Genomic DNA, 23,285 nt, shown 5'->3' on the forward strand with positions numbered 1-23,285 from the left:
ACAAATCATCGAAACAGACTTGTGGCACTTGTTCATTATTGCACCAATGTACACAGAGTAAGAATCACCAAAAAGTGGTGACCCGGCATATTTGGCAGGAATATGTGGAGGAAGTGGAACATCTTCGCCATCACAAAGATGTAAAACCAATATACGCAAAGCGAAAGGAAACGATTGAACGTGTTTTCGCTGATGCAAAAGAAAAGCATGGAATGCGTTGGACAACGTTAAGGGGACTTAAAAAATTGTCGATGCAAGCGATGCTTACTTTCGCGTCCATGAATTTAAAGAAAATAGCCAACTGGACGTGGCAGGACCCAAAAACAGTATAAATCTTAGGATAGGATAGCTGCATTCTGTCCTCTAAAGGAATAAAAATAGAAAAAAACTTCAAAAGGGGTTCGGAATGAGACCATTCCGAACCCCTTTTGTCTACAATCTGAGAATCCTTTTAAAGGATTCCCTAGCCTACTGGCGTACATATTTCAATATAGTGACCATCTGGGTCTTCCGCGTAAGCAACTTTTTGCCCCCACGGCTTTTCAACTGGTTCTAAGAGGATCGGTACACCTGCTGCTCTTAATTTTTCAACCATCATTTCTACATCTTCTGTCACAAATCCAAGTTCAAACGTTTGCTCTTTTCTCAGCTCATCAGGAATCGGAAGTTTTGTGATGGCACGGCCATCTTCACGGGTGTTAAAGGCTAAAATCGTATTTCCTGTTTCAAACTCTATATAAGTCCCAATTTCATTTCTTAATGTTAAACCAAGCAGTTCTTGATAAAAATGTTTTGTTTTACTTAGATCTAAGCTATATAAAATAACATACCCAAGTTTTAAATTCATTTTGACCGCTCCTTTAATCACTTTTTAATGAAGAAAACTTTTTTTGGAATCGCTTTATTGATCAATTATTTCTTTTTTTACCCTTAAATACATTTGCACTGCGGGCATACTCTACATCTTTAACGTTCAGCCGAAAGTTTACTACACGAGCAAGAGCAAAGAAATAATCAGATAATCGATTTAAATAAGGTAATGCTGCCGGAGAAATTTCCGGATCTGCTTTTGCCAGCGTGACGACAAGACGCTCGGCTCTTCTTGTAACTGTGCGGGCGATATGTATGGTTGCGGAAGCAGGCGAGCCGCCAGGCAATATAAATTTTTCAAGTGTTGGCGCTTCTTCGATAAACTGATCAATCCGGCCCTCAAGATATTCAACTGCTGCAGCATCAAGCTTAGACTCTTTATTTTCTGTTACATTAGCCAAATCTCCGCCACAATCAAACAACTCATGCTGAATTTTCTCAAGATCATCTAGAACATCGCGAAAAAGAGAATCGTCCAGCTGTGTCATTGCTTGTCCAACAAAACAGTTTACTTCATCAACTGTACCATATGCCTCAACACGTATATCATCTTTTTCCACTCTGCCGCCAATAACACTAGTTTTTCCTTTGTCACCCGTTTTCGTATATAAAAGCATACCTAAAACCCCTTTATATTCGTTATTTTCATTTTAACCATTCTTCTTCATTCATCTAGTATATTCATCTTACTAGACTGTTCTTCAACAGAAACCGCCATTTATCCTCTTTAAACTTTTCATCATAGCATTTGTGGTACACTCATAAATTCCTTGGCTGATTAGCTTGCCTAAAGGAGAGATCCTCGCTGCTGAAGTTAGTGTCTCTCCCTGCTGAGTGCCTGCAATTAAAATACACTCGTTCTTCATATTTAGTTCTTGGAATTGCTCAAGCGCTTTTACCTTCGCTTCTGTTGCCGTTATAATACTTTGAATATAAACTTCGTCTGAAAACATTCCGTTTATAAAAATCCATGTATTTATACCATGCTCAATAGACACCTCTGCTATCACCACTGTAAAGACCGAAAAACCTTCCCCTTCGAATAATGCATAGCTAACATCCTCCGGTTTACCAGCTGAAATCATACCGACCGTTTCTCCCGCTTTAAAGCCCTTGGCTTTTAAATAATCATCCATTTCAGCGGAACATTTTATAGGGGATTCATTTGTTTGCCAATTAACAAATGAGCGATGCCAGCCCATTCCAGAGCCCGATACACCAGAAGATATGGTTTTAAGATAGAAAGACGATTGTAATGAAAACTGGCTTTTTTCAATCGTTAATTGCTCTGCCCCTATCTTTCCTGAACTGCTTTCACCTTGCATTCCTTCCGACAACAGAACCAGCTGCGGTGCAGGGACATACGGATGTGGCTGTTTTTTAATTTCTGTCTCATAAACGGAGGAAATGACCTCTTCTCTCAACACTCCATATGGCACATCATCCTTCAGCAGCTTGCCAGCATCCATCAGCAATAATCGATTGCAATATAGGCCAGCTAAATTAAGATCGTGGAATATCGAAATGACTGTTAAGCCTTGTTTTTTCGTTAAAGCTTGAAGCAGATCCAATAAATCTTTTTGGAAGGACAGATCCAGGTGATTCGTTGGTTCATCGAGCAGTAAAATTTCAGGCTCCTGCGCTAATGCCTGTGCCAGAAACACACGCTGACGCTCTCCCCCCGAAAGATGCTGCAATTGCTCATCCGCATAACGGCTTATGCCTGTCAGCTCCATCGCCTCAGCCACAATCTGTTCATCCTTATCGCTTAAAGCTTGAAACCAGCCCTTTTGATGAGCGTAGCGACCGAGGGAAACTGTCTCTTTAACTGAATAGGAAAAGTGATCTTCAGAGTGCTGAGATAACACAGCAATTACTTTGGCCAGCTCTTTAGGTCTAAAAGATTCAAGGCTTCTCCCTTTTATAAAAATATCTCCAGCTGCGACTTTATGTACTCCGCTTAACATTTTCAAAAGAGTCGTTTTTCCGCTTCCATTCGGTCCAATGACGCCAAGCAGTTCACCCTTGTTAACTTCAAAGCAAATATTCTGTATTAAGAACTGATTATCATACCCGCCTGTAACGTTTTGAACTCTGATCACATCTATCCTCTTCTTTCAGATCGTCTTTTCATTAAAATAACCGCAAAAACAGGGGCACCAATCAATGCTGTAATGACACCAATCGGCAGTTCTGCTGGAGAAATAATCGTTCGAGCAAGCAAATCTGCAAGAATTAAAAAGCCGCTGCCTGTCAGCATGGATAAAAGGAGCAAATGACGATGGTCAGGTCCCCAAATGAGCCTAGTCAAATGCGGAATTACCAGACCTACAAAACCGATAGTTCCTGAAACCGCTACAGCACCACCCGTTAAAATTGATCCGCCGATTAAAATAAGCATCTTCTTTCTCTGGACATTTACTCCGATATGAAAAGCACGCTCTTCTCCAAATGACATCGCATTGAGCTCATGGCTGCTACTTAATAAGATAGCTGCGCCAATGATCAAAAAAGGCAGCAGAATCAATACATAATCCCAGCCCCTCATAGAAACGCTGCCAAGCAGCCAGCCGATGATTTGGCGAAGCTCGTCACCTGTTAACGCAATCATCAGCGAAATCACAGCCCCTAAAAATGAGCTGAAAATAATGCCGGTTAAGATAATGGTCTCTACCCTCATTGCACGGTCGATTTGCCGGGCAAACATAAGCACAAATAAGATAGTGATAAAAGCAAACACAATGCTTAATAACGGCAATGTAAAAAGCCCTGCTGCAGGAATTGTTATACCAAAGAATAAAGTCATCACAGCACCAACAGAAGCACCAGAGGATACCCCTAATGTATAAGGGTCTGCCAATGGGTTTCTTAATAAACCTTGAAATGCCGCTCCTGCTATGGCAAGTGAGGCACCTACCAGCCCAGCCAGCACCACGCGAGGCAGGCGGATATTCATGACGATATTTTCAAATAAGGGATCTGTACCATCTGGCTTATAATGAAAGATCTCTGCTCCGATGATCTTCACAATTTGCAGGATTGGCACTGAAACACTGCCAATGGAAACACCGAGCAGAATGGAAACAATCAAAAACGATGCAGCCAGTAAATAGGCCAGCCCCTTATGTCTTAAAAACTTTCGAATGGATAGCATGTTGACCTCTCTCTGCCTTTTTGAAAGCTTGTTAGGAATTAAAAAAACACCTCCGCAGCTATTCCGGAGATGTCAGTGTACAGATATGGTTCTCCATAAACTGCTTGCCGCAATGACGCTTAAGCATTATAGAGAATAAAGCAACGCTCTAATGCCGTCACATTTCATAAATGAATAATATCCATAGCATCTCATTATTTCCTCAATATGACAAGTCAAGTGAGCCTTTAGACTTGTGCACCCGCTTAACTGCTATAGATTCGCCATTCTCGCGTCTTCTTGTCAATAACGAGTTTCGCTTCACATTTTCTCTTTTTTGAAGCTTCTTCATATTCATCCATCATATTGTCCATATTAACAAAATCACCGATTACCCAAATCGGCACTTCAATTCGAGTTCGATTTTGAGCCATATCTTTAAAAGATAAGACAATGCCTTCTTTCATGAATGGTCTTAAATCTTTTAAGATCTCGCGCGGGATGAGCGGATAATTTTTCTTCCGCTTAAATCCAAGCAAGGTTTTCTCAACTTTTATTTGTTCTAGTTTTCCTGGCAGACAGTCGCCAAGCATATTATAAAAATTTTGCATATCACGGTAATATGTTTTGTTTAGCCAGCCATCATCATGCGCCAAATAAACGAAACGATTGCTTAAAATATTATAAAACGGCTGCCGCAGGTGATCCTTTGTATGTCCAAGGTACAATAGCTCTGCTAACACTTGTCCCGGCAGTTCATTTAAGGCTTCTACCTCTTCAAAATCAATCCAGCAAAAATCACCATATGAATACACATCATCATTTACTAATTTTGAAAGCTTTTCTTTCGTGACAAAATCCAGCATAGTATGCACGTGGAATTCACCATGATCAAAGTTATGTTTTAAAAGCAGGAGATGATTAAAGGAATCGGATAATGACTGCGCGAATTCGGCAAATTCAATCCCATATGTCATCACATATTGCTCTTGTTCATTTAACAAAATATAAACGAGATCCCGAATATCCTGATTTTTCTTCTTCATACATGTAACCCCCGGGTAAATAAAAATACGAATACCGCTTTGTATTCATAGTGGCAAAATGATAGATTTCAAACACCAAGCTTCAGCAGCCTTCTTAATGGGTATATTTAAAACAGGTCACATACATATGATCGCACTACTTCTATTTATTAGCATACAATACACATAAGAAACTTGTTTAAATTTGGAAATACCTAATTACAATTACCTTCATTTTAGCAAAAAGGTACTAAAATTGCTTATTAAAAAAATATTACAATTCTGATTTAAAATTCTTTTTTAGGTAAGCGGTTGCCGGCATTCCATACAACTCTTTTATTTCTTATAATGTAAACAGAATAAAAGCAGGCGAAGATATGTTATACTCTAATAATTTCTTGCAGAAAGGGGCGTGACGATTTTGATCCAAAACATGACCGAAAATCAAATCACACTTTATATTATTAAAACGTTAAAAGAAAACAAAAAGAAGGATTTCGACGTAATTCTAGATGAACTGCAGCCGTATGATATAGCGCAGCTCTACGAAAACCTTCCCGAAAAGCATCAGCCTCGTTTCCTATTGTTCTTATCCGTGGATAGGCTAGCTGATTTGCTGGAAGAACTGAACAAGGAAAAGCAGCTGGAGGTACTGAATAAGATAGGGAAAGAACGGACAGGTAAAGTACTTGATGAGATGGATAACGATGATCTCGCATTGCTGCTAGACGAGTTATCACCTGAAAAAATCGCTTCGCTTCTTTCCGGCATGAAAAAAAGCGAGTCTCAAATTGTACAAGATATCATGAATTATCCTCCAGAAACTGCCGGCCGGATCATGACAAACCGTTTTGTTTGGATCCGCGATTACTATAGTGTTAAAGAGGCAGTCGAAAAGCTGAAAATTTTTGCTGAATATGCTGAAACGATTAACTACCTCTATGTAATAGATCAGCACCGCAAGCTTGTTGGTGTTGTGTCTTACCGTGATTTACTGATTGCTGAACCGCATGAAAAAATCAGCGATGTCATGTATGAACGTGTGATTGCCGCTACCGTCACAACCGACCAGGAAGAGGTTGCACGAATGGTTGAGAGATACGACTTCCTTGCCATTCCAGTTGTAAATGAAGAAAATGTATTAATGGGAATAGCAACAGTCGATGACTTAATCGACGTTGTCATCCAGGAAGCAAATGAAGACATTGAAAAGCTTTCCGCTTCTGGTAAATCCATTGACTTTGATACAAAAGCATTTGTTGCTGCCTATCGGCGTCTGCCATGGCTGATCCTGCTTCTGTTCATCGGCATTCTCTCAGGAGGAATTATTAGCGGTTATGAACAAACACTTGAGCAGGTAGTCGCATTAACCTTCTTTATGCCGATGATTTCAGGCATGACAGGGAACACTGGCACACAATCACTTGCAGTTGTTGTTCGCGGACTTATTTCAAATGATATTAATAAAAAAGTTGTCACAAAGCTTATCCTTCGTGAATTTTTTGTAGGACTTTTAATTGGATTAACCTGCGGTATTTTAATTTCTCTTATTGCTTATTTTTGGCAAGGAAATGCGGTATTAGGCCTTGTTGTCGGTGTTTCTTTATTCTTAACTCTCATTATTGGAACATTAGCCGGCGCCGTTATTCCGCTGATCCTTTACCGTCTTAACATCGACCCAGCGATCGCATCTGGCCCGCTGATCACCACATTAAATGACATCTTTTCACTAATAACGTATTTTGGCATTGCCACCATGTTTATTAGCTATTTAACGTAAAACATATCCCTTTGATATCCTTGATATCAAGGGGTTTTTTACTATATTTGAACAATCCCCTATCTCTGCCGGCCTAAACCTCGAATAGCATGGTTTGCTTTGACACTTTAACTGTTTTTGGTGTTATTCGGTGACTCAACTTCCCTTAATAGGGAGCACTATCGCGATCGGAATGACTCAGTGGTTCTATTTCCCCAAACCGGCACTCGCCTTCTCTTTCGGGAATTACTCTGCCGTTCTATTTCCTCAAAATGACACTCGCCTTCTCTTTCGGGAATTACTTTGACGTTCTATTTCCCTAAACCGGCACCCGCCTTCCCTTTCGGGAATTACTTTGCCGTTCTATTTCCCCAAATCCTCACCCGCCCTCTCTTTCGGGAATTACTCTGCCGTTCTATTTCCTCAAAATGACTCTCGCCTTCTCTTTCGGGAATTACTCTGCCGTTCTATTTCCCCAAACCGGCACTCGCCCTCTCTTTCGGGAATTACTCTGCCGTTCTATTTCCCCAAATCGGCACTCGCCTTCCCTTTCGGGAATTACTTTGCCGTTCTATTTCCCCGAACTGACTCTCGCCTTCTCTTTCGGGAATTACTTTGCCGTTCTATTTCCCCAAACCGGCACTCGCCCTCTCTTTCGGGAATTACTTTGCCGTTCTATTTCCTCAAACCGACACTCGCCCTCTCTTTCGGGAATTACTTTGCCGTTCTATTTCCCCAAACCGGCACTCGCCTTCTCTTTCGGGAGTTACTCTGCCGTTCTATTTCCTCAAACTGACACTCGCCTTCTCTTTCGGAAATTACTTTGCCGTTCTATTTCCCCAAATCCTCACCCGCCATCTCTTTCGGGAATTCCCCCTTCTCCCTATACCTGTTTTAAACCATTTTGTCATTTCTATTTAAAAAGGAAACTATCCTAACCCCATTTTCGTCTATACTGATAGATTATTATTTTCAATGCTGCAAAGATTGTATTGAATGACGATCTCTGCTTTGTTAGTCTAAAGGAAAATAATGTTTAATTTGGACTGCTGGCACCGAGATAATCATAGAGATATAGAGATGATAAAAGGGAACTGGGTGTTATTAATGAATCGGCAAAACAGGATTGCAGAACGTTTTGATTGGAATTTAAGCTTGCTGCTGTTTTTATTTTTTATCATTAGTTGTGTTGCTATATACAGCGGGCAATCAACTTCTCAATATAATGTCAATTTCGCTCTCGCCCAAGTTAAAAATTATGTTGCCGGGACCGTCATCTTAGCCATTGTGATGTACTTTGATACAGAACAGGTAAAGAAGCTTGCCTGGTATTTGTTTGGGTTTGGGTTCATTCTGCAGGCTGGTTTGTTCGTTGCTCCAGAATGGCTTGCTGAGGAGAGAAAAGGAGCAACACTATGGTACCAAATAAAATTCTTGGGTTCTGTCCAGCCTTCTGAATTCTTTAAGATCTTTTTAATTATTGCATTAGCTAAAGTAACCGTGGGCCATCATAAAAAGTTTGTGGCCAAAACGTTTCAAACGGATTTATTGCTCCTTTTAAAAATCGGCGGTTTGACCTTTATTCCATTTGCATTAATTGTGGTCGAGGATTTAGGGACAGCGCTTGTTATTTTGGCGATCATGACTGGGATTATTCTCGTTTCCGGAATTACGTGGAAGCTGATTCTTCCGATTATCACTCTTGGAAGCGCAGCTGTTGCCGGTATTTTATATCTTGTGATCCAGGCGCCACAATACCTTGAGAAATACGTTGATACGTATCAGATGTATCGCATCTATGCCTGGTTAGATCCCGTTGGCCACCGTCAGGGAGATGGCTTGCAGTTATATAATTCCCTGCATGCAATCGGCTCTGGTCTTCTATCCGGAAAAGGCTTTTATGATCGGCAAGTGTATATCCCCGATGTTCATACCGATTTTATTTTTAGTGTCATTGGGGAAGAATATGGTTTTATCGGCGCCAGTATCGTCATTGGATTGTTCTTTTTGCTGATCTATCATTTAACGAAGACAGCACTAGAAGCTGCCGATCCTTTTAATACGTATATTTGTGTCGGCATTATTGGCATGATCACCTTTCATGTCTTCCAAAATATCGGCATGACCATCCAAGTACTGCCAATTACGGGGATTCCACTTCCTTTTATCAGTTACGGAGGAAGTTCGATTATGGGGAATATGATGGCAATGGGACTTGTCTTTGGAATGAAATTTCACCAGAAAAATTACATGTTCTCCTCTGGGAAAAATTATGTTGACTAAATTTTACAATCACGTATAATACGGTATTAATATTAAAATCAATGACGAAGAGAGTAGGATAATGTGTTTACAAAAGCGAGACAGGGATGGTGTAAGCCTGTTGGCAGCCTTTATTCGAAACGCACTTCTGAGTCCAGCGCTGAAAAATCAGTAGGCTCTGGCGGTGATGACCGTTAAGACATGTATATTCAAGGGGTCCTATTGGACAATCAGAGTGGTACCGCGGGTCTTTCAAACTCGTCTCTATTTTTAGAGACGGGTTTTTTGTTTTTAAAAAAACATTTAATCTTAAGGAGGCAGCTCGTATGATTGATTTCAAAAAAATATTTAGTTCTGCATTAAACGTTCATTTTCATGATCATATGTCACTGGACCAAATTGAAGCACTTATTGAAACGCCAAAAAACCCGCTGCATGGAGACTTAGCCTTTCCATGTTTTCAACTAGCTAAAGCATTGCGAAAAAACCCCGCTGAAATTGCACAAAAAGCTGCTTTGGAGCTTCAAGGTTCTCTAATCCATCAGGCTAATGCAGTTGGGCCATATCTGAATGTCTTTTTTTCCAAAGAAGCAGCATCTTCACATATTTTAGAAGATGTTCTCAAACAGAACATCTTATACGGCACCAATCAATCCGGGCAAAACAAAACCGCCTTACTGGATTACTCTTCTCCCAATATTGCCAAGCCATTTTCAATGGGACATTTACGTTCTACGGTCATCGGCAATGCCCTGGCCAACCTTGCAGAAGCATGCGGATATCCAACTGTACGAATCAACTATATCGGGGATTGGGGAACACAGTTTGGAAAACTCATTACTGCTTACCAAAAATGGGGAGTTCCTTCAGAAATCGAAAAGCAGCCCATTCAAGAGCTTTTTAAATTATATGTCCGCTTTCATGAAGAAGAAAAAAATGATACAGAACTTACGGCAGAAGCAAGACGTTCTTTTAAGAAATTAGAAGATGGAGATCAAGAAGCAGAAAAACTCTGGACATGGTTTAGAGATGAATCACTGACAGAGTTTCAGCGTATTTACAAACTATTAAATATCTCCTTTGATTTTTATCAGGGGGAAGCCTTTTATAACGATAAAATGGAGAACGCGGTTTCAGCGCTAAGAGACAAGGGATTACTATCGGACTCTGAAGGTGCCGAGGTTGTTTATTTAGACGATGGGCTCCCTCCCTGCTTAATAAAAAAATCGGACGGTGCCACATTGTATGCAACAAGAGATATTGCAGCAGCCTTGTATCGCAAAACTCAATATCAATTTGATCATGCTTTATATATTGTTGGCCAGGAACAGTCGGTTCATTTTAAGCAAGTTAAACAAGTCATAAAAAAGCTGGGCTGCCACTGGGCAAATGATCTTTTTCATATCCCATTTGGTTTATATTTAAAAGACGGACAAAAAATGTCGACGAGAAAAGGAAAAGTCATTCTTCTTGAAGAGGTCGTTCTTGAGGCAATTAAACTGGCTGAAATAAACATAGATAACAAAAATCCTGACCTGGAGAACAAAAAAGAAATTGCTAAAGCGGTCGGAGTTGGCGCCATTCTTTTTCATGATCTTAAAAATGACCGGATGAATTCTATCGAGTTTTCTCTAAAAGATATGCTGACCTTTGAAGGCGAAACAGGTCCTTACTTACAATACACGAACGCTCGGGCATTCTCCATTCTGCGCAAATCATCCGCAGAACCAGCTTCTGTGATTGGTCTTTCTGATTCTGCCAGCTGGGAAGTACTAAAAAGCATCAACATGTATCCTGCCAAAATTCTGCAGGCCTATGAATTGCACTCCCCTGCTATTCTGGCAAAACATCTTTTAGAAATCAGCAAAAACTTTAACAAATACTACAGTAAAGTTCACATTCTGGAAAATGATGATTTGCTTCCATCCAGACTTGCCCTTGTTAAAGCCGTTACCATAACTCTTTCCAACGGTATGAAAATCCTCGGGATGGAAGCTCCAGAAAAAATGTAACTTACTGCTCTCCTGCTGTTTTTTTCTTGCTGCGCACTCTCACAAAGGCAATCACAAAAAAGCTCAGCAAGAAAAGTGCGGTAATCGCCAAACCTGCTGTATTGAAGTTTACTAGCTTCATGATGACACTAATAACAGTAGATACATACAATACTCCTAATAGGCGGGTAATTTCCCCGTTTGCAAAGAAATTGGTTAAACGGGCTCCAAATTGTGAGCCGATTAGACCGCCTGCTACTAAGATTAAACCTACGAGCAAGTCAATCTGAACATCAAAGGAATACGAGACAAAACCGGATGAAACAATGAATAAGACAGCAAATAAACTGGTGCCCACCGCTTTTTTAGACGGAAATCCTAGGAAAGCAACGCTTAATGGAACAATAATAAAGCCTCCCCCTACACCGAGGGTTGTAGAAACTAAACCTGCTCCAAAACCAATGATTAATACTTTTCCAATTCCAGGTGAACGTTTCTGCATCCCCTTTTGAACTGCTTTCTCTTTTTTCAGCATTTGTACGGAGAAATAGGAAAGCATGACAATATACAGCATCGGGATGACCCATTCATCATAGCCGCGTTCCTCAAGGAACAGAACGAATGGCTTAGCAATCTGTGTTGCCGCCATGCCGCTAATTCCCAGCAGCAAACCTTCCTTCCAATAAATATTTTTCATCCTTAAATGGGCAACGATCCCCGAAAGAGAGCTTCCTATCGTAAATAACAAGCTCGTCGTTATCGCTACAACTGGTTCATAACCAATCAGCATTAAAAATGGTGTTAAAATAAACCCCCCGCCGATCCCAAAAAAGCCCGACATGACACTTACTAAAACACCTAATAAAAAAAAGAAAAAGTATTCCACGATATCACCCTCTGCTTAGAAACATACTCCCAACATTGTACACCTGCCAAAAAGACATGTCTAACCCCGATTGAACAAGCATATGATGATCATGAAAGGAGCATTGGAATATGTCTGCGTTTATACATAGTATTGAAGTTTGGTTAATGGAGTATGGTGTCTTTAGTTTATTGTTTATCTCCTTTGCAGATTCTTCTTTTTTCCCGATTCCACCTGACGTTCTATTAATTCCTCTTGGGATCGCCAATCCGGACAAAGTTTTTGCTTATGCATTGTTAACCACTGCAGCCTCCGTGCTTGGCGCTGCATTTGGCTGGGTAATAGGGAAAAGACTTGGAAGGCCTGTTTTGAAATTCATTATCTCAGAAAGCAAGATTAACAAAGTAGAAGAATACTTTGCTAAATACGGAGCAATGGCTATATTAATCTCTGCATTTACACCATTCCCTTTTAAAATCTTCACCATTTTTGCTGGGATTTCAAATGTTAAATTAAACGTATTGATTATCTGGTCTATTATTGGCAGAGGTGCACGTTTCTTTTTAGAGGCAGTGATCATTCTCTACCTTGGTGCCAAAGCCGGACCCTATATCCAGGAACACTTTACACAAATTACATTGATTGGCGGAGGCGCCGTTGTTACTGCTTATTTGCTTTACCTGGTGATAAAAAATAGAACGAAACCTATTAACATAACAAAGCGCTGACATTATCAAGATGTCAGCGCTTTTTTTATTTATTATAAATATTAATTTAAAATAATTATAATTTAATATTGATTTTATTTTTATATTTGTTATAATCAATTTATAAGATCAATGAGGAGGCTTTTATAATGGAAAAATTATATTCAGCACTTAACGTACAAATCTCTAACTGGAGTGTTCTATACACAAAATTGCATCGCTATCACTGGTATGTAAAAGGCCCTAACTTCTTTGCACTGCATGCTAAATTTGAAGAATTATATAATGAAGCAGCTAACGTTGTGGATGAAGCTGCTGAGCGTTTACTTGCAATCGGAGGTAAACCAGTTTCGACTATGCAGGAATATCTAAACACTTCCACATTAACGGAGGACACAGCTCCAGCTACAGCAAGCGAGATGGTTGCAAACTTAGCAGCAGATTACACTCAATTAAAGAAAGAACTGGAAGACTTAGCTGCACTTGCAGCAGATCAAAACGATGATTTAACAAACGACTTCGCAGTAGGCTTAATGGCTACACTAGATACACATATCTGGATGTTTAACGCTTACTTAGGAGAATAATAGAGATTGCTAAAGAAGTCAGTGATAATTATCACTGACTTCTTTTTTGCCCAATTTCCACCTTGAGCATGTTACTATTTAAATAAGAACATGTTAGGGGGAGAATACCATTAAGTTTAATCAGGTTGTAAAGTCAATAGAAGAGCTTCATAGTATTGCAGGAACACCAGGAATCACGGTGTTAAATAAAACGATATCTTTTTTAGATGAACATTGCAGAAACTTTATGGATCAATCACCATTTGTGTTTATCTCAACTTCTGATTCAACTGGACGCTGTGACTGTTCACCTCGCGGAGATGCTCCAGGCTTTGTGCATGTGCTTGATGAGAAGCATTTGGTTATTCCAGAAAGACCTGGTAACCGAAAAATGGACTCGCTCATCAATATCCTCTCAAACCCAAATATCGGACTCATTTTTGTCATTCCTGGATTAGGAGAAACACTGCGAATTAATGGTTCCGCTACCATTATTCAAGATGCTGAAATTCTAGAAAAAATGGCTGTTAATGAGAAAGTTCCTCAGCTCGGAATTGTTGTCAAAGTAGAAGAATGCTATATTCATTGCGCTAAAGCTTTTAAGCGCTCTCAACTATGGGAGCCGGAATCCTGGAGTACAAAGGAGCAGCTGCCGCAGCCTGCTAAAATGCTTGCAGCTCACATCAACATGGAAGACCTTGATAGTGAAAAAATCCAAACCTCCTTGAACCTAAGCTACAAGCACAACTTATATTAAACAGCTTAAGACACAAACCGATATTTACTAGATTCGGTTTGTGTCTTTTTTTGTTGAGATGTTCCCCTAAAATATATATTGACAATATTTAGTGACGGGCGTATTTTTAGAATCAAATAATACCCCAATAAACCACAACCATTGGGAGATAGAAGGGTTATCCAATGAACACTAAATACTGGACATTAAATCCTGCCCAGCTGATTGTTTCTCTCTTTGCTCTATGCGCAATGGCGGGCACTGTCCTATTGAAGCTGCCGATTGCAACGGAGGATGGCGTATCATGGATTGATGCCGCTTTTTTATCAACGTCTGCCATTACTGTTACCGGGCTTGCTTCAGTTGACCCAGGCTCTACCTTTACTCTATTCGGTGAAATTGTTCTAATGTTTCTCATGCAGATTGGCGGCATTGGGGTTATGTGCTATGCGGTTTTAATTTATGTCCTTATCGGCAAAAGAATCAAATTTAAAGAAAGACTGTTAATACAGCAAGCGTTAAATCAAAATTCACTCGGAGGCGTAATCAGGCTTGCCCGAAGTGTTCTGATTTATTCCTTCGTTATCGAGGCTGCAGCTGCGCTCTTACTCAGCATTCGCCTTGTTCCGGAATATGGGTTTGGCCAAGGGCTTTATTACAGCCTTTTTCATTCGATTTCCGCCTTTAATAATGCAGGATTAGCTTTATGGTCTGATGGTTTAATGGGCTTTGTTGGGGATCCGGTCATGAATATTGTTATTACGATGCTATTTATTTTCGGTGGTCTCGGCTTCACCGTCATTGCAGACCTCATTTACGCTAAACGATTTAGACAACTATCACTTCATTCTAAAATGATGATTACAGGCACCTTTGTGATAAATATTGTGGCGATGTTCGTCATCTTTTTCCTTGAATTTAATAATGAAGGCACACTCGCTCCTCTTTCATTATGGGAAAAAGCTGCTGCTTCTTATTTTCAAGGTGTGAGTCCAAGAACAGCAGGATTTAATACAGTGGATATTTCCGCGATAGAAGATCCGACCGCCTTCTTTATGATGATGCTGATGTTTATTGGAGCAGGCAGCACCTCTACAGGTGGAGGTATTAAATTAACCACCTTCCTGATTCTTTTATTAGCTGCCATTACATTTATTCGCGGCAAAAAGGATACAGTCATTTTTAGAAGAAGATTACAGGAGACGACCATCATGAAAGCACTGGCAATCGCTGTTACCAGTCTCCTCTTTATTTGTATGGCAATATTTTTACTGACCATTTTTGAAGAGAGAGATTTTCTGCCGCTTGCTTTTGAAGTGATTTCAGCATTTGGCACAGTCGGACTTTCAATGGGGGTTACACCTGAATTATCGGTAATCGGAAAACTTATTATTATGTTTATTATGTTTTTAGGAAATATCGGTCCGCTAACACTGGCATACACCCTGGCAAAACCGGACCAGCAGAAGATCCGCTATCCGCAGGAAGATGTGCTGACAGGCTGATTGCTAGAGAAAAGGAGCCTGCGTTTGGCGTGATTATAGCATAAATGCGACTCTATTTTACAGTTATTGGTGTTTAACGGCGTGATTACAGTTTAAATGCGACTCCTTTTTCCATTTACTGGTGTTTCGCGGCCTGATTACAGCTTAAATGCGACTCCGTTTTCCAGTTACTGGGGTTTTGTAGCCTGATTCAAGCTTAAACACGACTATTTTTTCTAATTATTGGGGTTTCGTGGCGTGATTATAGCATAAATGCGACTCTGTTTTACAGTTATTGGTGTTTGACGGCGTGATTACGGCTTAGATATTATTCTCTTATCCAATTTCTTTTATAATATGACACGATTACAGCCTTCCTCATAGTATTAAATAAAATTGTTCCACCCAACAAGCACAAAACAGCTCGGCTTTTGACTTCGTTAAAGCTGGACACAATACAAAAAAGGCAGCATGGGAACCACCATTCACCACACTGCCTTTTACTTATTTAAGCTTTCATAACTAGCAGTTTTATTTTTATACATTGCATCATCTGCATACTTCAGCATCTGCTCAATAGTCAGTTGAGAATTGGGCTCATACTGAAAGTAGCCGATACTGGCTGATACCTTGTAAGGCCGATGATCACGATGATTTAATTCGGCAAATTTCTGTTCAGCCTGCTTCCATATGCGTTCCGCTCCAAATAAATCTTTGTTTAAAAACACTAGTACAAATTCATCTCCGCCATATCTGAAAAACAGATCTTCTTCATGCATGACTTCCTGAATGCTTTGGCAAATAGACTTGATTAAACGGTCTCCTTCTAAATGACCATAGCGGTCATTTACCATTTTAAGCTTATTGATATCAATGAAGCCTATTACCATTGTGCTATTTGAATGATCAGCCCGATCTATTTCCAGCTGCAGGTGATTTAGTCCGTATTTGCGGTTCATCAGCCCAGTTAAGGAATCAATAGAAGCATTTTGCACCAATTCATTTTCCAGCTGTTTCATATGAGTAATATCAGTAATTCCCGTTAATATACACTCTTGATCTCCATAAATCACTTTCTCACAAAAAATAAGTGCCCACACCGTTCTTCCATCTGATCCCTTCAGTTCAAGCGTGCGTTGAACACTTCCCCGCTCCTTTACCTCTCTTATAAGATGCTCTCTTTCCGAAGGATCATTGTAGATGCTGAGGGTACCAAGAAGATGAATATCTTCAATTAAGCTTTGAAAATAAAGTGAAGCCTTTTTATTGGTTAAGATCGGTTTCCCCTCAAAACTCGTCAATATGAGCGGATAGGGGTTAACCTCAAACATTTTCCTGAAGTTTTGCTCATTTTCTTTCAGCTTCCCTACATGCGTATAATCTCTTTTAATATATAAAAATATTCCTCCGGCAAGTAATAAAGCATAAACTAAAGCAGCAGTAGAGTTAAAAGCTTTTGTGAGAAACTCATACTGATTTTCTGCATAAAGAAATAATCCTGCTAAAAACAAGAGATGATTGACCATTAATATGATGGATATATTTCTAAATTTCAGCGGAAGAAATGCACCTATTGTAAGGATGATAATGACATATGAATCTATATTTCCAGTCAGCCTCTGACTATTTATAGAAGAAACGGATCCGACTGCAGCATAGAAGGCAGCATAGAAATGTACAATGTTATTTAACGTTTTTGGTGATAAAATAATGGCTCTTTTTTTTCGGTAATAATGAAATAGGAGAAACAAAGCGGATAGGACAAATACTAAGAAATGAAAGGATCGCAAAACAAATAGATAAGTTTGATCGGCTACATCTCCCATCATCACAAATCCAAAATATAGGAGTGCAGCATATGTAATGACAACAAGCCATGAAATTGCCTTAATTCTTTTATAGGCAATATTATTTAAGTTTGTTAATAAACCTTGAGATACTGAAAGCATTGACAAAGAATCATAAGCACTTTTAAAAGATGGCAAATTCAACTGACATCATATCCCTTTTAATTTTCATTCAAATTATTTTACCATATGTTTCAATTTGCATACATATAAACTTTTATTCTGTCAGACTTAAAAACCCGATTCCTGCAGTATATATTATCGAGCTTTTCACGTTAGTTTTATAGCAGCGGAGGGTATAAAAAAGAGTGTGAATTGGACTTGCTTATAAAATATATATGTATTCATTCTGGAGGTGCACAATGAAAACAGCGCAAAAGTTTTTACTGACAAAAGAAGATATGACAGATAAACAAATGCTACCTGAATGGGTTATTCGGGAATATGAAACTTTCCGAGATACGGTAACGGATCGCACATTCCCTTGTTATTTCGGGATGAGCGCTGAAAAAAAAGGCGAACTTCGCTATGCTTATATTTCTCAGGATGACTGGTCATCATTGCCTAAAGCAATTGAGGAATTTATTAAACTATTTGATGCACCTAAACTAACACGCCATGGCTTATTCGTATTTGTGGAGCCTGAAATGGAAGAAAAGAGCATCGAACACTATCGTCAATACTTTTGGAATATTCTTCAATACTTACATGATCAAGACCAAAAGCCTTGGCCAGCGGATTACCCGACAGATCCTGACCACCACTTATGGGCATTTTCGTTTGCTGGCGAGCCTTTCTTCGCATTTGGCAATGCACCAGCCTATAAGCAAAGAAAGACACGTGATCTTGGCAATAGCCTTGTCCTCGGTTTCCAGCCTCGCAGAATCTTTGAAGGTCTTGAGGGAACATCAAAGGGCGGTATTATGTCACGCGAAAAGGTAAGAGAACGTGTAGAAAAATGGGATGGACTTCCGAAGCATCCTGACATCAGCCACTATGGGGATCCAAATCATAGAGAATGGAAGCAGTATTTTATAGGAGATGACATCGAACCGATTACAGGAAATTGTCCTTTTCATCATAAAAATGATCAATAGCAGCGCAATCTTGATGACTGCGATAATGCTTAGAATAAAAGACCAAATCAATATGATTTGGTCTTTCTCACGCTCATGCCGCTTCGGCAAGTGTCCTGATCTCCTTTTTCATCATTCTCAGTAAAGAATTTCAAATGTTAGACATATATTGTTCAATCAGCCGTCCTAAGCGGCTGAAATAAATCAGTGCTTCTTCTGCTTGTGTGATTCCATCTATTAATGCCACGCCGTAAAGCAAATGATGTTCTTTTTTCAATATTACACAATCATGGCTAACACCAGGCAATTCTCCTGTTTTTCCATACACAGCTATCTTGCTGCTCGTTACTGAATAAGCCAGCTTACGGAATTGCTGCCTCCCCATAATTTCCAGTCCCAATGCTCGGCTTTCTTCATTTAACAATCCATCTTCTGTAAGAAACTTCAAACAGATTCCCAGGTCATAAGCGGATGTGGTATTCTCAAAGCCTCTCCTGCCTGCTTCAAAATCCATCATTTTTCTCTGCAATTTCGTTTCTTGTAAATTCATGATGTTAATACACTGTTTAATTTGATTCTGCCCTAAAAGATCAATGATAATGTTTGTGGCTGAATTGTCGGAAACAACGATCATCAAAGACAGTAAATCAACCAGCTTCATCTCAGTTGGATGATATAGCGATTGCAGAATCCCTGCCCCGCCTGTTATATGGGCAGGAGAAATCGATATAGACTGTTTCAGATCAATTTCCCCTGACTCAGCCTGCCGAAGAGCCTCTAGTAGAATAGGGATTTTTATCGTGCTTGCTGCTGGATAAACGGCATGACGATCTTTTTCTATTACACCTTTATCTGACTCTATAAAAAGGCTCACTCTGCCATGTGCGGCAGAAGTAAGCCTTTGAACGTCTCTATTAAATTGATCCCAATTCATCTTGATGCCGCTACCTGGGACCAATCATGATCACCTGTTTTAGTAGGATCATATAAATGACAGGCCACATAATGCTGATCTTCGATTTCCTGCCATTCCGGCTTTTCTGCCGCACACACCTCCATCGCATGCGGACAGCGTGTTCGAAACACACAGCCCGAAGGCGGATTCATAGGGCTGGGCAGTTCACCTTCAAGGATGATTCTTTCTCGCGTATCCTCCACATCGGGATCAGGAATCGGGATGGCTGATAATAAAGCTTGTGTATAAGGATGGAGCGGTTTATGATACAATTTTTTACTTTGTGTTAATTCAATTAGATGCCCCAAATACATAACACCGATTCGATCGCTAATATGTTTCACCATTGATAAGTCGTGGGCAATAAACAGGTATGTCAGGCCTTTCTTCTTCTGCAGCCCTTTTAGCAGATTCACAACCTGCGCCTGCACGGAAACATCCAAGGCCGAAATCGGTTCATCAGCTATGATAAATTCAGGGTCCAAGGATAACGCCCTTGCAATTCCAATTCTCTGCCGCTGTCCGCCGCTAAACTCATGCGGATAGCGGTTGGCGTGATCCCGGTTCAGTCCAACATCTTCTAACAATTGGTATATACGCTCTTGTCTTTCCTTTTTATCTTTATATAAGCCTTGCACTTCCATTGGCTCAGAAATAATTTCTTGAACGGTAGACCGCGGATTTAAGGAGGCATAAGGATCCTGAAAGATCATCTGCATTTTGCGATGAAAAGAAAATCGTTCCTTGTCATTCATTTCATGTACATTTTTTCCATCATACAGCACTTCTCCATCTGTTTGATCGTATAATCCAATGATTGTGCGTCCTGCCGTGGATTTTCCACAGCCAGATTCACCGACAATGCCAAATGTTTCTCCTTTTTTTATCGCAAAAGAAACGTCATCAACCGCCTTTAGCATTACACCTTTCTCCATCTGAAAATACTTTTTTAAGTTTTTTACTTCCAAGAGAGTGTCATGTGCCATTATGATTCCTCCGTCTCTCGCCAGTAGCGCCGTGCTGCACAAAGCTCTTTTTCATATATTGTGTTCTGCAGTTCTATTACTTCAATTGTTTTTCCTGTATTAGGGGAATGCAGCAATCGGCCATCTCCATAGTATATCCCTACATGATGGATCGTTCCTTTCCCTTCTTCATAAGCAAAAAACAGGAGATCCCCCGGCTGGATTTGATCCAGATCCACATTTATTCCTGCCTGTGCCTGATCAGAAGCATCACGAGGGATGTCATAGCCGTTTGCCCGGCATGCTGCATAAGCAAACCCTGAACAGTCATAGCCGTAACTGCTCATTCCACCCCATAAATAAGGCAGTCCGATGAACTGCTCTCCCGCTTTAACGATAGATGCTCCATTGCCAAAATGCCGCCGCTGAACGGATTCATAAATGCTGACATCCTGCTTTTGCACGTAAGCACTGCTGCCAGGAATGCCAACTTTAATTCGATCCTGCTCTTCACTTATAAGAGGAAGTATCGTCATATAGCTGAGCTCCTGCAGCAAGTCATTTCCCTCTGAAAAAAGACCTGCCTGCTTATTCGTAATCACAGCAACAGAGTCAGATTCAGCATCATTGATCTCCTTCGTTATTTGTGCCAGGGGTATCCACCCTGGATATCCTCTTTCATCTTTTGAAGAAGGCTGATCGGGAACGAACACAAATGCCCAATCTCCTTCAATCCTGTCGATCAGTACTTCCCCTCCATATAAAACCTGTGATTGTACAAGGTTACTGCTGCAAAGCTCCAAACTGTTTTCATAAGACAGTCCACTTAACCATCCTGTTATGTCTGCTGGAGAGCTAATTGCTTGTTGATCTAGATCCCGCGCTGATTGCGGAGTTGTCCAAACGGTTGCTACTGGGACATTAATTCGCCATTTTGCTTTGTTTGACATTTGCAGCATCTCCCTCCTTCTGTACATTGCTTATTCCAAGACCAAATGAATCTGGAAGCGTAATTTTTCTTCCATTATAAATAATGCCGCCCTCTACAACATCTTGTGCCAGCATAAGCGGCGCGTCAAAATCAAAACGGGTGATATTTTTCTTACTAGCTGCAAAATGAGCTGCGGCTGAAATGCCAATGCGTGTTTCAATCATGCTGCCGACCATACATTCCATCCCATTAATTTCGGCGAGCTGGTTAATCATTTGTGCCTGATAAATGCCGCCTGACTTCATTAATTTTATATTGATTAGATCCGCACTTCTTGTTTTGATTACTTCAAACGCCTGCTTGGGTGTGAATACACTTTCATCTGCCATGATCGGTGTTTCAACATGATCAGTGACCTGCTTTAACCCTTCAATATCCCATGCTTTTACGGGCTGTTCAACCAGTTCAATATTTAAATCCAAGTCTTCCATCTTTTGAATAGCTCTTACTGCTTCTTTCGCCTTCCAGCCTTGGTTGGCGTCAAGCCGAATTTTAATATGATTGCCGATTCTCCTGCGAATTTCCTGAATTCTTTCAATATCGGTTTCGATTAAGTCTTTTCCTACTTTTACCTTTAACACATGAAAGCCTTGCCGTACATATGAAATAGCGTCCTCGCCCATCTCTTTTGGATCGTTTACACTGACCGTATAGTTGGTTTCAATCTCGTTTTTATGTCCGCCGAGATATTGATAGAGAGGTAGTTTACATTGCTGAGCGATACAATCGTATAAAGCCATATCAATAGCAGCCTTAGCGCTCGTATTTCCAACAAGCAGTGTATGAATTCCTTGAAAAATCGTTTCGTACTGATTTAAATCTTGCTGAATTAAAAATGGTTTTAAGACTTGGTGGATTGCAGCCTCAATACTGTCCATTCCTTCTCCAGTGATGACCACGGTTGGAGGTGCCTCTCCCCATCCAACGACTCCGTTATCACAGGATATTTTCACCACAACGGCATATGCTGTTTCTACAGTTCTCAGAGCAGTCTTAAACGGCTTAATAAGCGGTACGGCTAGCCGGTATGTTTCTATATTTGCTATTTTCATTCTCTCCCACCCTTATATCACACCGTTTTCAATGATGAATTCCTTTTGTTCAGCATGTAAAACTGCCTTCACTCCAAGTGGAACAGAGAAGTGAGGGGAACAGTGGCCAATTTTAAAACCCTTCACTGCCGGTTTTTTCGTTTTTTGTATATAGTAGTCAATCACTTCGTCGAGTGTAAGTGATACTTCCCTTTTTGGTTCACAGTCGTTAAAATCGCCTATTATAAATCCAGCGGCATCATCCAGCTTCCCAGCCATCTGCAGCTGGTTTAGCATGCGGTCGACATTGCGCGGTTCTTCATGAATATCTTCTATCAGCAGCAGCTTACCTTTTGCATCAACCTCAAAAGCAGTCCCAAGTGTGCTTGTTAATAAACAAAGATTGCCGCCAATTAATTCACCCTCCGCGGTTCCTGAGACAATGGTTTCCAGTTTGGAGAGATGCTCTGGGTAACGAAGCTCCTGCGGTTCAAACAGCTGACTGACATATTGTTTTGACAATTCGTCTGCATCCTCCTTTCCCAAGTCCGATGCAAGCATCGGTCCATGAAAAGTGACCAATCCTGTCTTTTGTCTAATCGCCGTATGCAGGAACGTAATATCACTATAGCCCCAAAAAATCTTAGGATGATTTTTAATAAGCTCATAATCTATTTGTGCAGCAATCCTGGCAGTGCCATAACCGCCGCCAGCACAGAAAATAGCTTTCACTTCTTGATCCAGGAACATCTCCTGCAAATCTTTCAGCCTTTCATCATCTTCTCCAGCCAAATAACCGTTCTGAGCATACACATGGTTTCCGACTTTATATTTTAGTCCGAGCTGCTCCAGAAAAGAAAAAGATCGCTCTAAATTCTTTACATCAGGAGGACTGGCAGGTGAAATAATCCCAATCGTATCTCCTATTTGCAGCCTTTGCGGTTTGATTTCTTTCATTGCTGTCACATCCTTCATTCGCTGTGTTAGTCTCATTTGCAAGGTTTGAATACAGTAAGCAGACG

21 protein-coding genes and 1 other annotated feature are annotated in these 23,285 nt (G+C 40.3%); of the genes, 9 read left to right on the forward strand and 12 right to left on the reverse strand.

The features are described 5' to 3' along the window. A partial coding sequence (locus tag A6754_RS21325) for a transposase (protein ID WP_180320259.1) occupies positions 1-332 on the forward strand: 332 nt, incomplete at its 5' end. Between the two features lie 131 nt (positions 333-463). Here A6754_RS21325 and A6754_RS21330 read toward each other — a convergent pair. From A6754_RS21330 to A6754_RS21350, 5 genes are all read right to left on the reverse strand, one after another. Next, positions 464-847, reverse strand: a complete 384-nt coding sequence (locus A6754_RS21330; protein ID WP_066450740.1) for a VOC family protein — start codon at positions 845-847, stop codon at positions 464-466. A 61-nt stretch (positions 848-908) separates the two neighbouring features. Next, entirely contained in the window at positions 909-1,487 is a 579-nt protein-coding gene (locus A6754_RS21335) for a cob(I)yrinic acid a,c-diamide adenosyltransferase (protein ID WP_066450742.1), read from the reverse strand. Positions 1,488-1,571: 84 nt separating this feature from the next. After that, complete coding sequence (locus A6754_RS21340) at positions 1,572-2,972, reverse strand: ABC transporter ATP-binding protein (RefSeq protein ID WP_066450745.1); 1,401 nt, start codon at positions 2,970-2,972, stop codon at positions 1,572-1,574. Positions 2,973-2,974: 2 nt separating this feature from the next. Then, positions 2,975-4,024 carry a FecCD family ABC transporter permease gene (locus tag A6754_RS21345; protein WP_066450746.1) on the reverse strand — a complete coding sequence of 350 codons (1,050 nt, stop codon included), beginning with the start codon at positions 4,022-4,024 and terminating at the stop codon, positions 2,975-2,977. 245 nt (positions 4,025-4,269) lie between these two features. Then, positions 4,270-5,049 carry a hypothetical protein gene (locus A6754_RS21350; RefSeq protein ID WP_066450748.1) on the reverse strand — a complete coding sequence of 260 codons (780 nt, stop codon included), beginning with the start codon at positions 5,047-5,049 and terminating at the stop codon, positions 4,270-4,272. A 400-nt stretch (positions 5,050-5,449) separates the two neighbouring features. On the opposite strand from A6754_RS21350, the gene mgtE reads away from it, so the two are divergent. The 3 genes from mgtE to argS all read left to right on the forward strand — a co-directional run bounded on the left by mgtE (position 5,450) and on the right by argS (position 11,061). Continuing rightward, positions 5,450-6,808 (forward strand): magnesium transporter, encoded by a 1,359-nt coding sequence (gene mgtE / locus A6754_RS21355; RefSeq protein ID WP_139785681.1) that lies wholly within the window; start codon positions 5,450-5,452, stop codon positions 6,806-6,808. Between the two features lie 1,086 nt (positions 6,809-7,894). Next, positions 7,895-9,070: an FtsW/RodA/SpoVE family cell cycle protein gene (locus tag A6754_RS21360; RefSeq protein WP_066451801.1), complete on the forward strand. Its 1,176-nt coding sequence runs from the start codon at positions 7,895-7,897 to the stop codon at positions 9,068-9,070. 32 nt (positions 9,071-9,102) lie between these two features. After that, positions 9,103-9,318: a binding site (T-box leader), on the forward strand. A 60-nt stretch (positions 9,319-9,378) separates the two neighbouring features. After that, positions 9,379-11,061: an arginine--tRNA ligase gene (argS, locus tag A6754_RS21365; protein WP_180320302.1), complete on the forward strand. Its 1,683-nt coding sequence runs from the start codon at positions 9,379-9,381 to the stop codon at positions 11,059-11,061. A gap of 1 nt (position 11,062) precedes the next feature. Here the strand turns inward: argS and A6754_RS21370 are convergent, their stop codons facing one another. After that, positions 11,063-11,926, reverse strand: a complete 864-nt coding sequence (locus tag A6754_RS21370) for a sulfite exporter TauE/SafE family protein (RefSeq protein WP_066450754.1) — start codon at positions 11,924-11,926, stop codon at positions 11,063-11,065. Between the two features lie 110 nt (positions 11,927-12,036). Between A6754_RS21370 and A6754_RS21375 the strand changes: the two genes are divergently transcribed. From A6754_RS21375 to A6754_RS21390, 4 genes are all read left to right on the forward strand, one after another. Next, positions 12,037-12,633, forward strand: a complete 597-nt coding sequence (locus tag A6754_RS21375) for a YqaA family protein (protein ID WP_066450757.1) — start codon at positions 12,037-12,039, stop codon at positions 12,631-12,633. Between the two features lie 128 nt (positions 12,634-12,761). Next, the gene (locus A6754_RS21380; protein ID WP_066450760.1) at positions 12,762-13,199 is read left to right on the forward strand and encodes a Dps family protein; all 438 of its coding nucleotides are present in this window, start codon (positions 12,762-12,764) and stop codon (positions 13,197-13,199) included. A 109-nt stretch (positions 13,200-13,308) separates the two neighbouring features. After that, positions 13,309-13,935 (forward strand): pyridoxamine 5'-phosphate oxidase family protein, encoded by a 627-nt coding sequence (locus A6754_RS21385; RefSeq protein ID WP_066450763.1) that lies wholly within the window; start codon positions 13,309-13,311, stop codon positions 13,933-13,935. Positions 13,936-14,099: 164 nt separating this feature from the next. Next, the gene (locus A6754_RS21390; RefSeq protein ID WP_066450771.1) at positions 14,100-15,419 is read left to right on the forward strand and encodes a TrkH family potassium uptake protein; all 1,320 of its coding nucleotides are present in this window, start codon (positions 14,100-14,102) and stop codon (positions 15,417-15,419) included. Positions 15,420-15,898: 479 nt separating this feature from the next. On the opposite strand, the gene A6754_RS21395 is transcribed toward A6754_RS21390, so the two are convergent. Then, positions 15,899-17,389, reverse strand: coding sequence for a GGDEF domain-containing protein (locus A6754_RS21395; protein WP_066450773.1), 1,491 nt, complete (start codon positions 17,387-17,389; stop codon positions 15,899-15,901). 218 nt (positions 17,390-17,607) lie between these two features. On the opposite strand from A6754_RS21395, the gene A6754_RS21400 reads away from it, so the two are divergent. Continuing rightward, a complete protein-coding gene (locus A6754_RS21400) occupies positions 17,608-18,342 on the forward strand; it encodes a YqcI/YcgG family protein (RefSeq protein ID WP_066450775.1) in 735 nt (244 codons plus the stop codon). A gap of 130 nt (positions 18,343-18,472) precedes the next feature. Here the strand turns inward: A6754_RS21400 and A6754_RS21405 are convergent, their stop codons facing one another. The 5 genes from A6754_RS21405 to A6754_RS21425 are packed head-to-tail and all read right to left on the reverse strand — an operon-like array spanning position 18,473 to position 23,238. Next, positions 18,473-19,255 carry a serine hydrolase gene (locus tag A6754_RS21405; protein ID WP_066450777.1) on the reverse strand — a complete coding sequence of 261 codons (783 nt, stop codon included), beginning with the start codon at positions 19,253-19,255 and terminating at the stop codon, positions 18,473-18,475. Continuing rightward, a complete protein-coding gene (locus tag A6754_RS21410) occupies positions 19,252-20,262 on the reverse strand; it encodes an ABC transporter ATP-binding protein (protein WP_066450781.1) in 1,011 nt (336 codons plus the stop codon). The genes A6754_RS21405 and A6754_RS21410 overlap by 4 nt, the downstream gene beginning before the upstream one ends. Further along, on the reverse strand, positions 20,262-21,191 hold the full coding sequence (locus tag A6754_RS21415) for a C40 family peptidase (RefSeq protein WP_066450785.1): 930 nt from the start codon (positions 21,189-21,191) through the stop codon (positions 20,262-20,264). Before A6754_RS21415 ends, A6754_RS21410 begins: the two co-directional genes overlap by 1 nt. After that, positions 21,163-22,284, reverse strand: coding sequence for a dipeptide epimerase (locus tag A6754_RS21420; RefSeq protein ID WP_066450787.1), 1,122 nt, complete (start codon positions 22,282-22,284; stop codon positions 21,163-21,165). Before A6754_RS21420 ends, A6754_RS21415 begins: the two co-directional genes overlap by 29 nt. A 12-nt stretch (positions 22,285-22,296) precedes the next feature. After that, complete coding sequence (locus A6754_RS21425) at positions 22,297-23,238, reverse strand: S66 peptidase family protein (protein WP_066450790.1); 942 nt, start codon at positions 23,236-23,238, stop codon at positions 22,297-22,299. Between the last annotated feature and the right edge of the window lie 47 nt (positions 23,239-23,285).

Source organism: Cytobacillus gottheilii (assembly GCF_001636345.1).
Taxonomy (GTDB): domain Bacteria; phylum Bacillota; class Bacilli; order Bacillales; family Cytobacillaceae; genus Cytobacillus; species Cytobacillus gottheilii.

What these genes read in the sequence shown, in the direction of transcription:
- A6754_RS21375 (WP_066450757.1), top strand. Translation starts at nt 12,037, where the DNA reads ATGTCTGCGTTTATACATAGTATTGAAGTTTGGTTAATGGAGTATGGT.
- A6754_RS21335 (WP_066450742.1), bottom strand. Translation starts at nt 1,487, where the DNA reads ATGCTTTTATATACGAAAACGGGTGACAAAGGAAAAACTAGTGTTATT.
- A6754_RS21415 (WP_066450785.1), bottom strand. Translation starts at nt 21,191, where the DNA reads ATGTCAAACAAAGCAAAATGGCGAATTAATGTCCCAGTAGCAACCGTT.
- A6754_RS21390 (WP_066450771.1), top strand. Translation starts at nt 14,100, where the DNA reads ATGAACACTAAATACTGGACATTAAATCCTGCCCAGCTGATTGTTTCT.
- A6754_RS21405 (WP_066450777.1), bottom strand. Translation starts at nt 19,255, where the DNA reads ATGAATTGGGATCAATTTAATAGAGACGTTCAAAGGCTTACTTCTGCC.
- A6754_RS21345 (WP_066450746.1), bottom strand. Translation starts at nt 4,024, where the DNA reads ATGCTATCCATTCGAAAGTTTTTAAGACATAAGGGGCTGGCCTATTTA.
- A6754_RS21380 (WP_066450760.1), top strand. Translation starts at nt 12,762, where the DNA reads ATGGAAAAATTATATTCAGCACTTAACGTACAAATCTCTAACTGGAGT.
- A6754_RS21425 (WP_066450790.1), bottom strand. Translation starts at nt 23,238, where the DNA reads ATGAAGGATGTGACAGCAATGAAAGAAATCAAACCGCAAAGGCTGCAA.
- A6754_RS21410 (WP_066450781.1), bottom strand. Translation starts at nt 20,262, where the DNA reads ATGGCACATGACACTCTCTTGGAAGTAAAAAACTTAAAAAAGTATTTT.
- A6754_RS21420 (WP_066450787.1), bottom strand. Translation starts at nt 22,284, where the DNA reads ATGAAAATAGCAAATATAGAAACATACCGGCTAGCCGTACCGCTTATT.
- A6754_RS21400 (WP_066450775.1), top strand. Translation starts at nt 17,608, where the DNA reads ATGAAAACAGCGCAAAAGTTTTTACTGACAAAAGAAGATATGACAGAT.
- A6754_RS21360 (WP_066451801.1), top strand. Translation starts at nt 7,895, where the DNA reads ATGAATCGGCAAAACAGGATTGCAGAACGTTTTGATTGGAATTTAAGC.
- A6754_RS21330 (WP_066450740.1), bottom strand. Translation starts at nt 847, where the DNA reads ATGAATTTAAAACTTGGGTATGTTATTTTATATAGCTTAGATCTAAGT.
- A6754_RS21350 (WP_066450748.1), bottom strand. Translation starts at nt 5,049, where the DNA reads ATGAAGAAGAAAAATCAGGATATTCGGGATCTCGTTTATATTTTGTTA.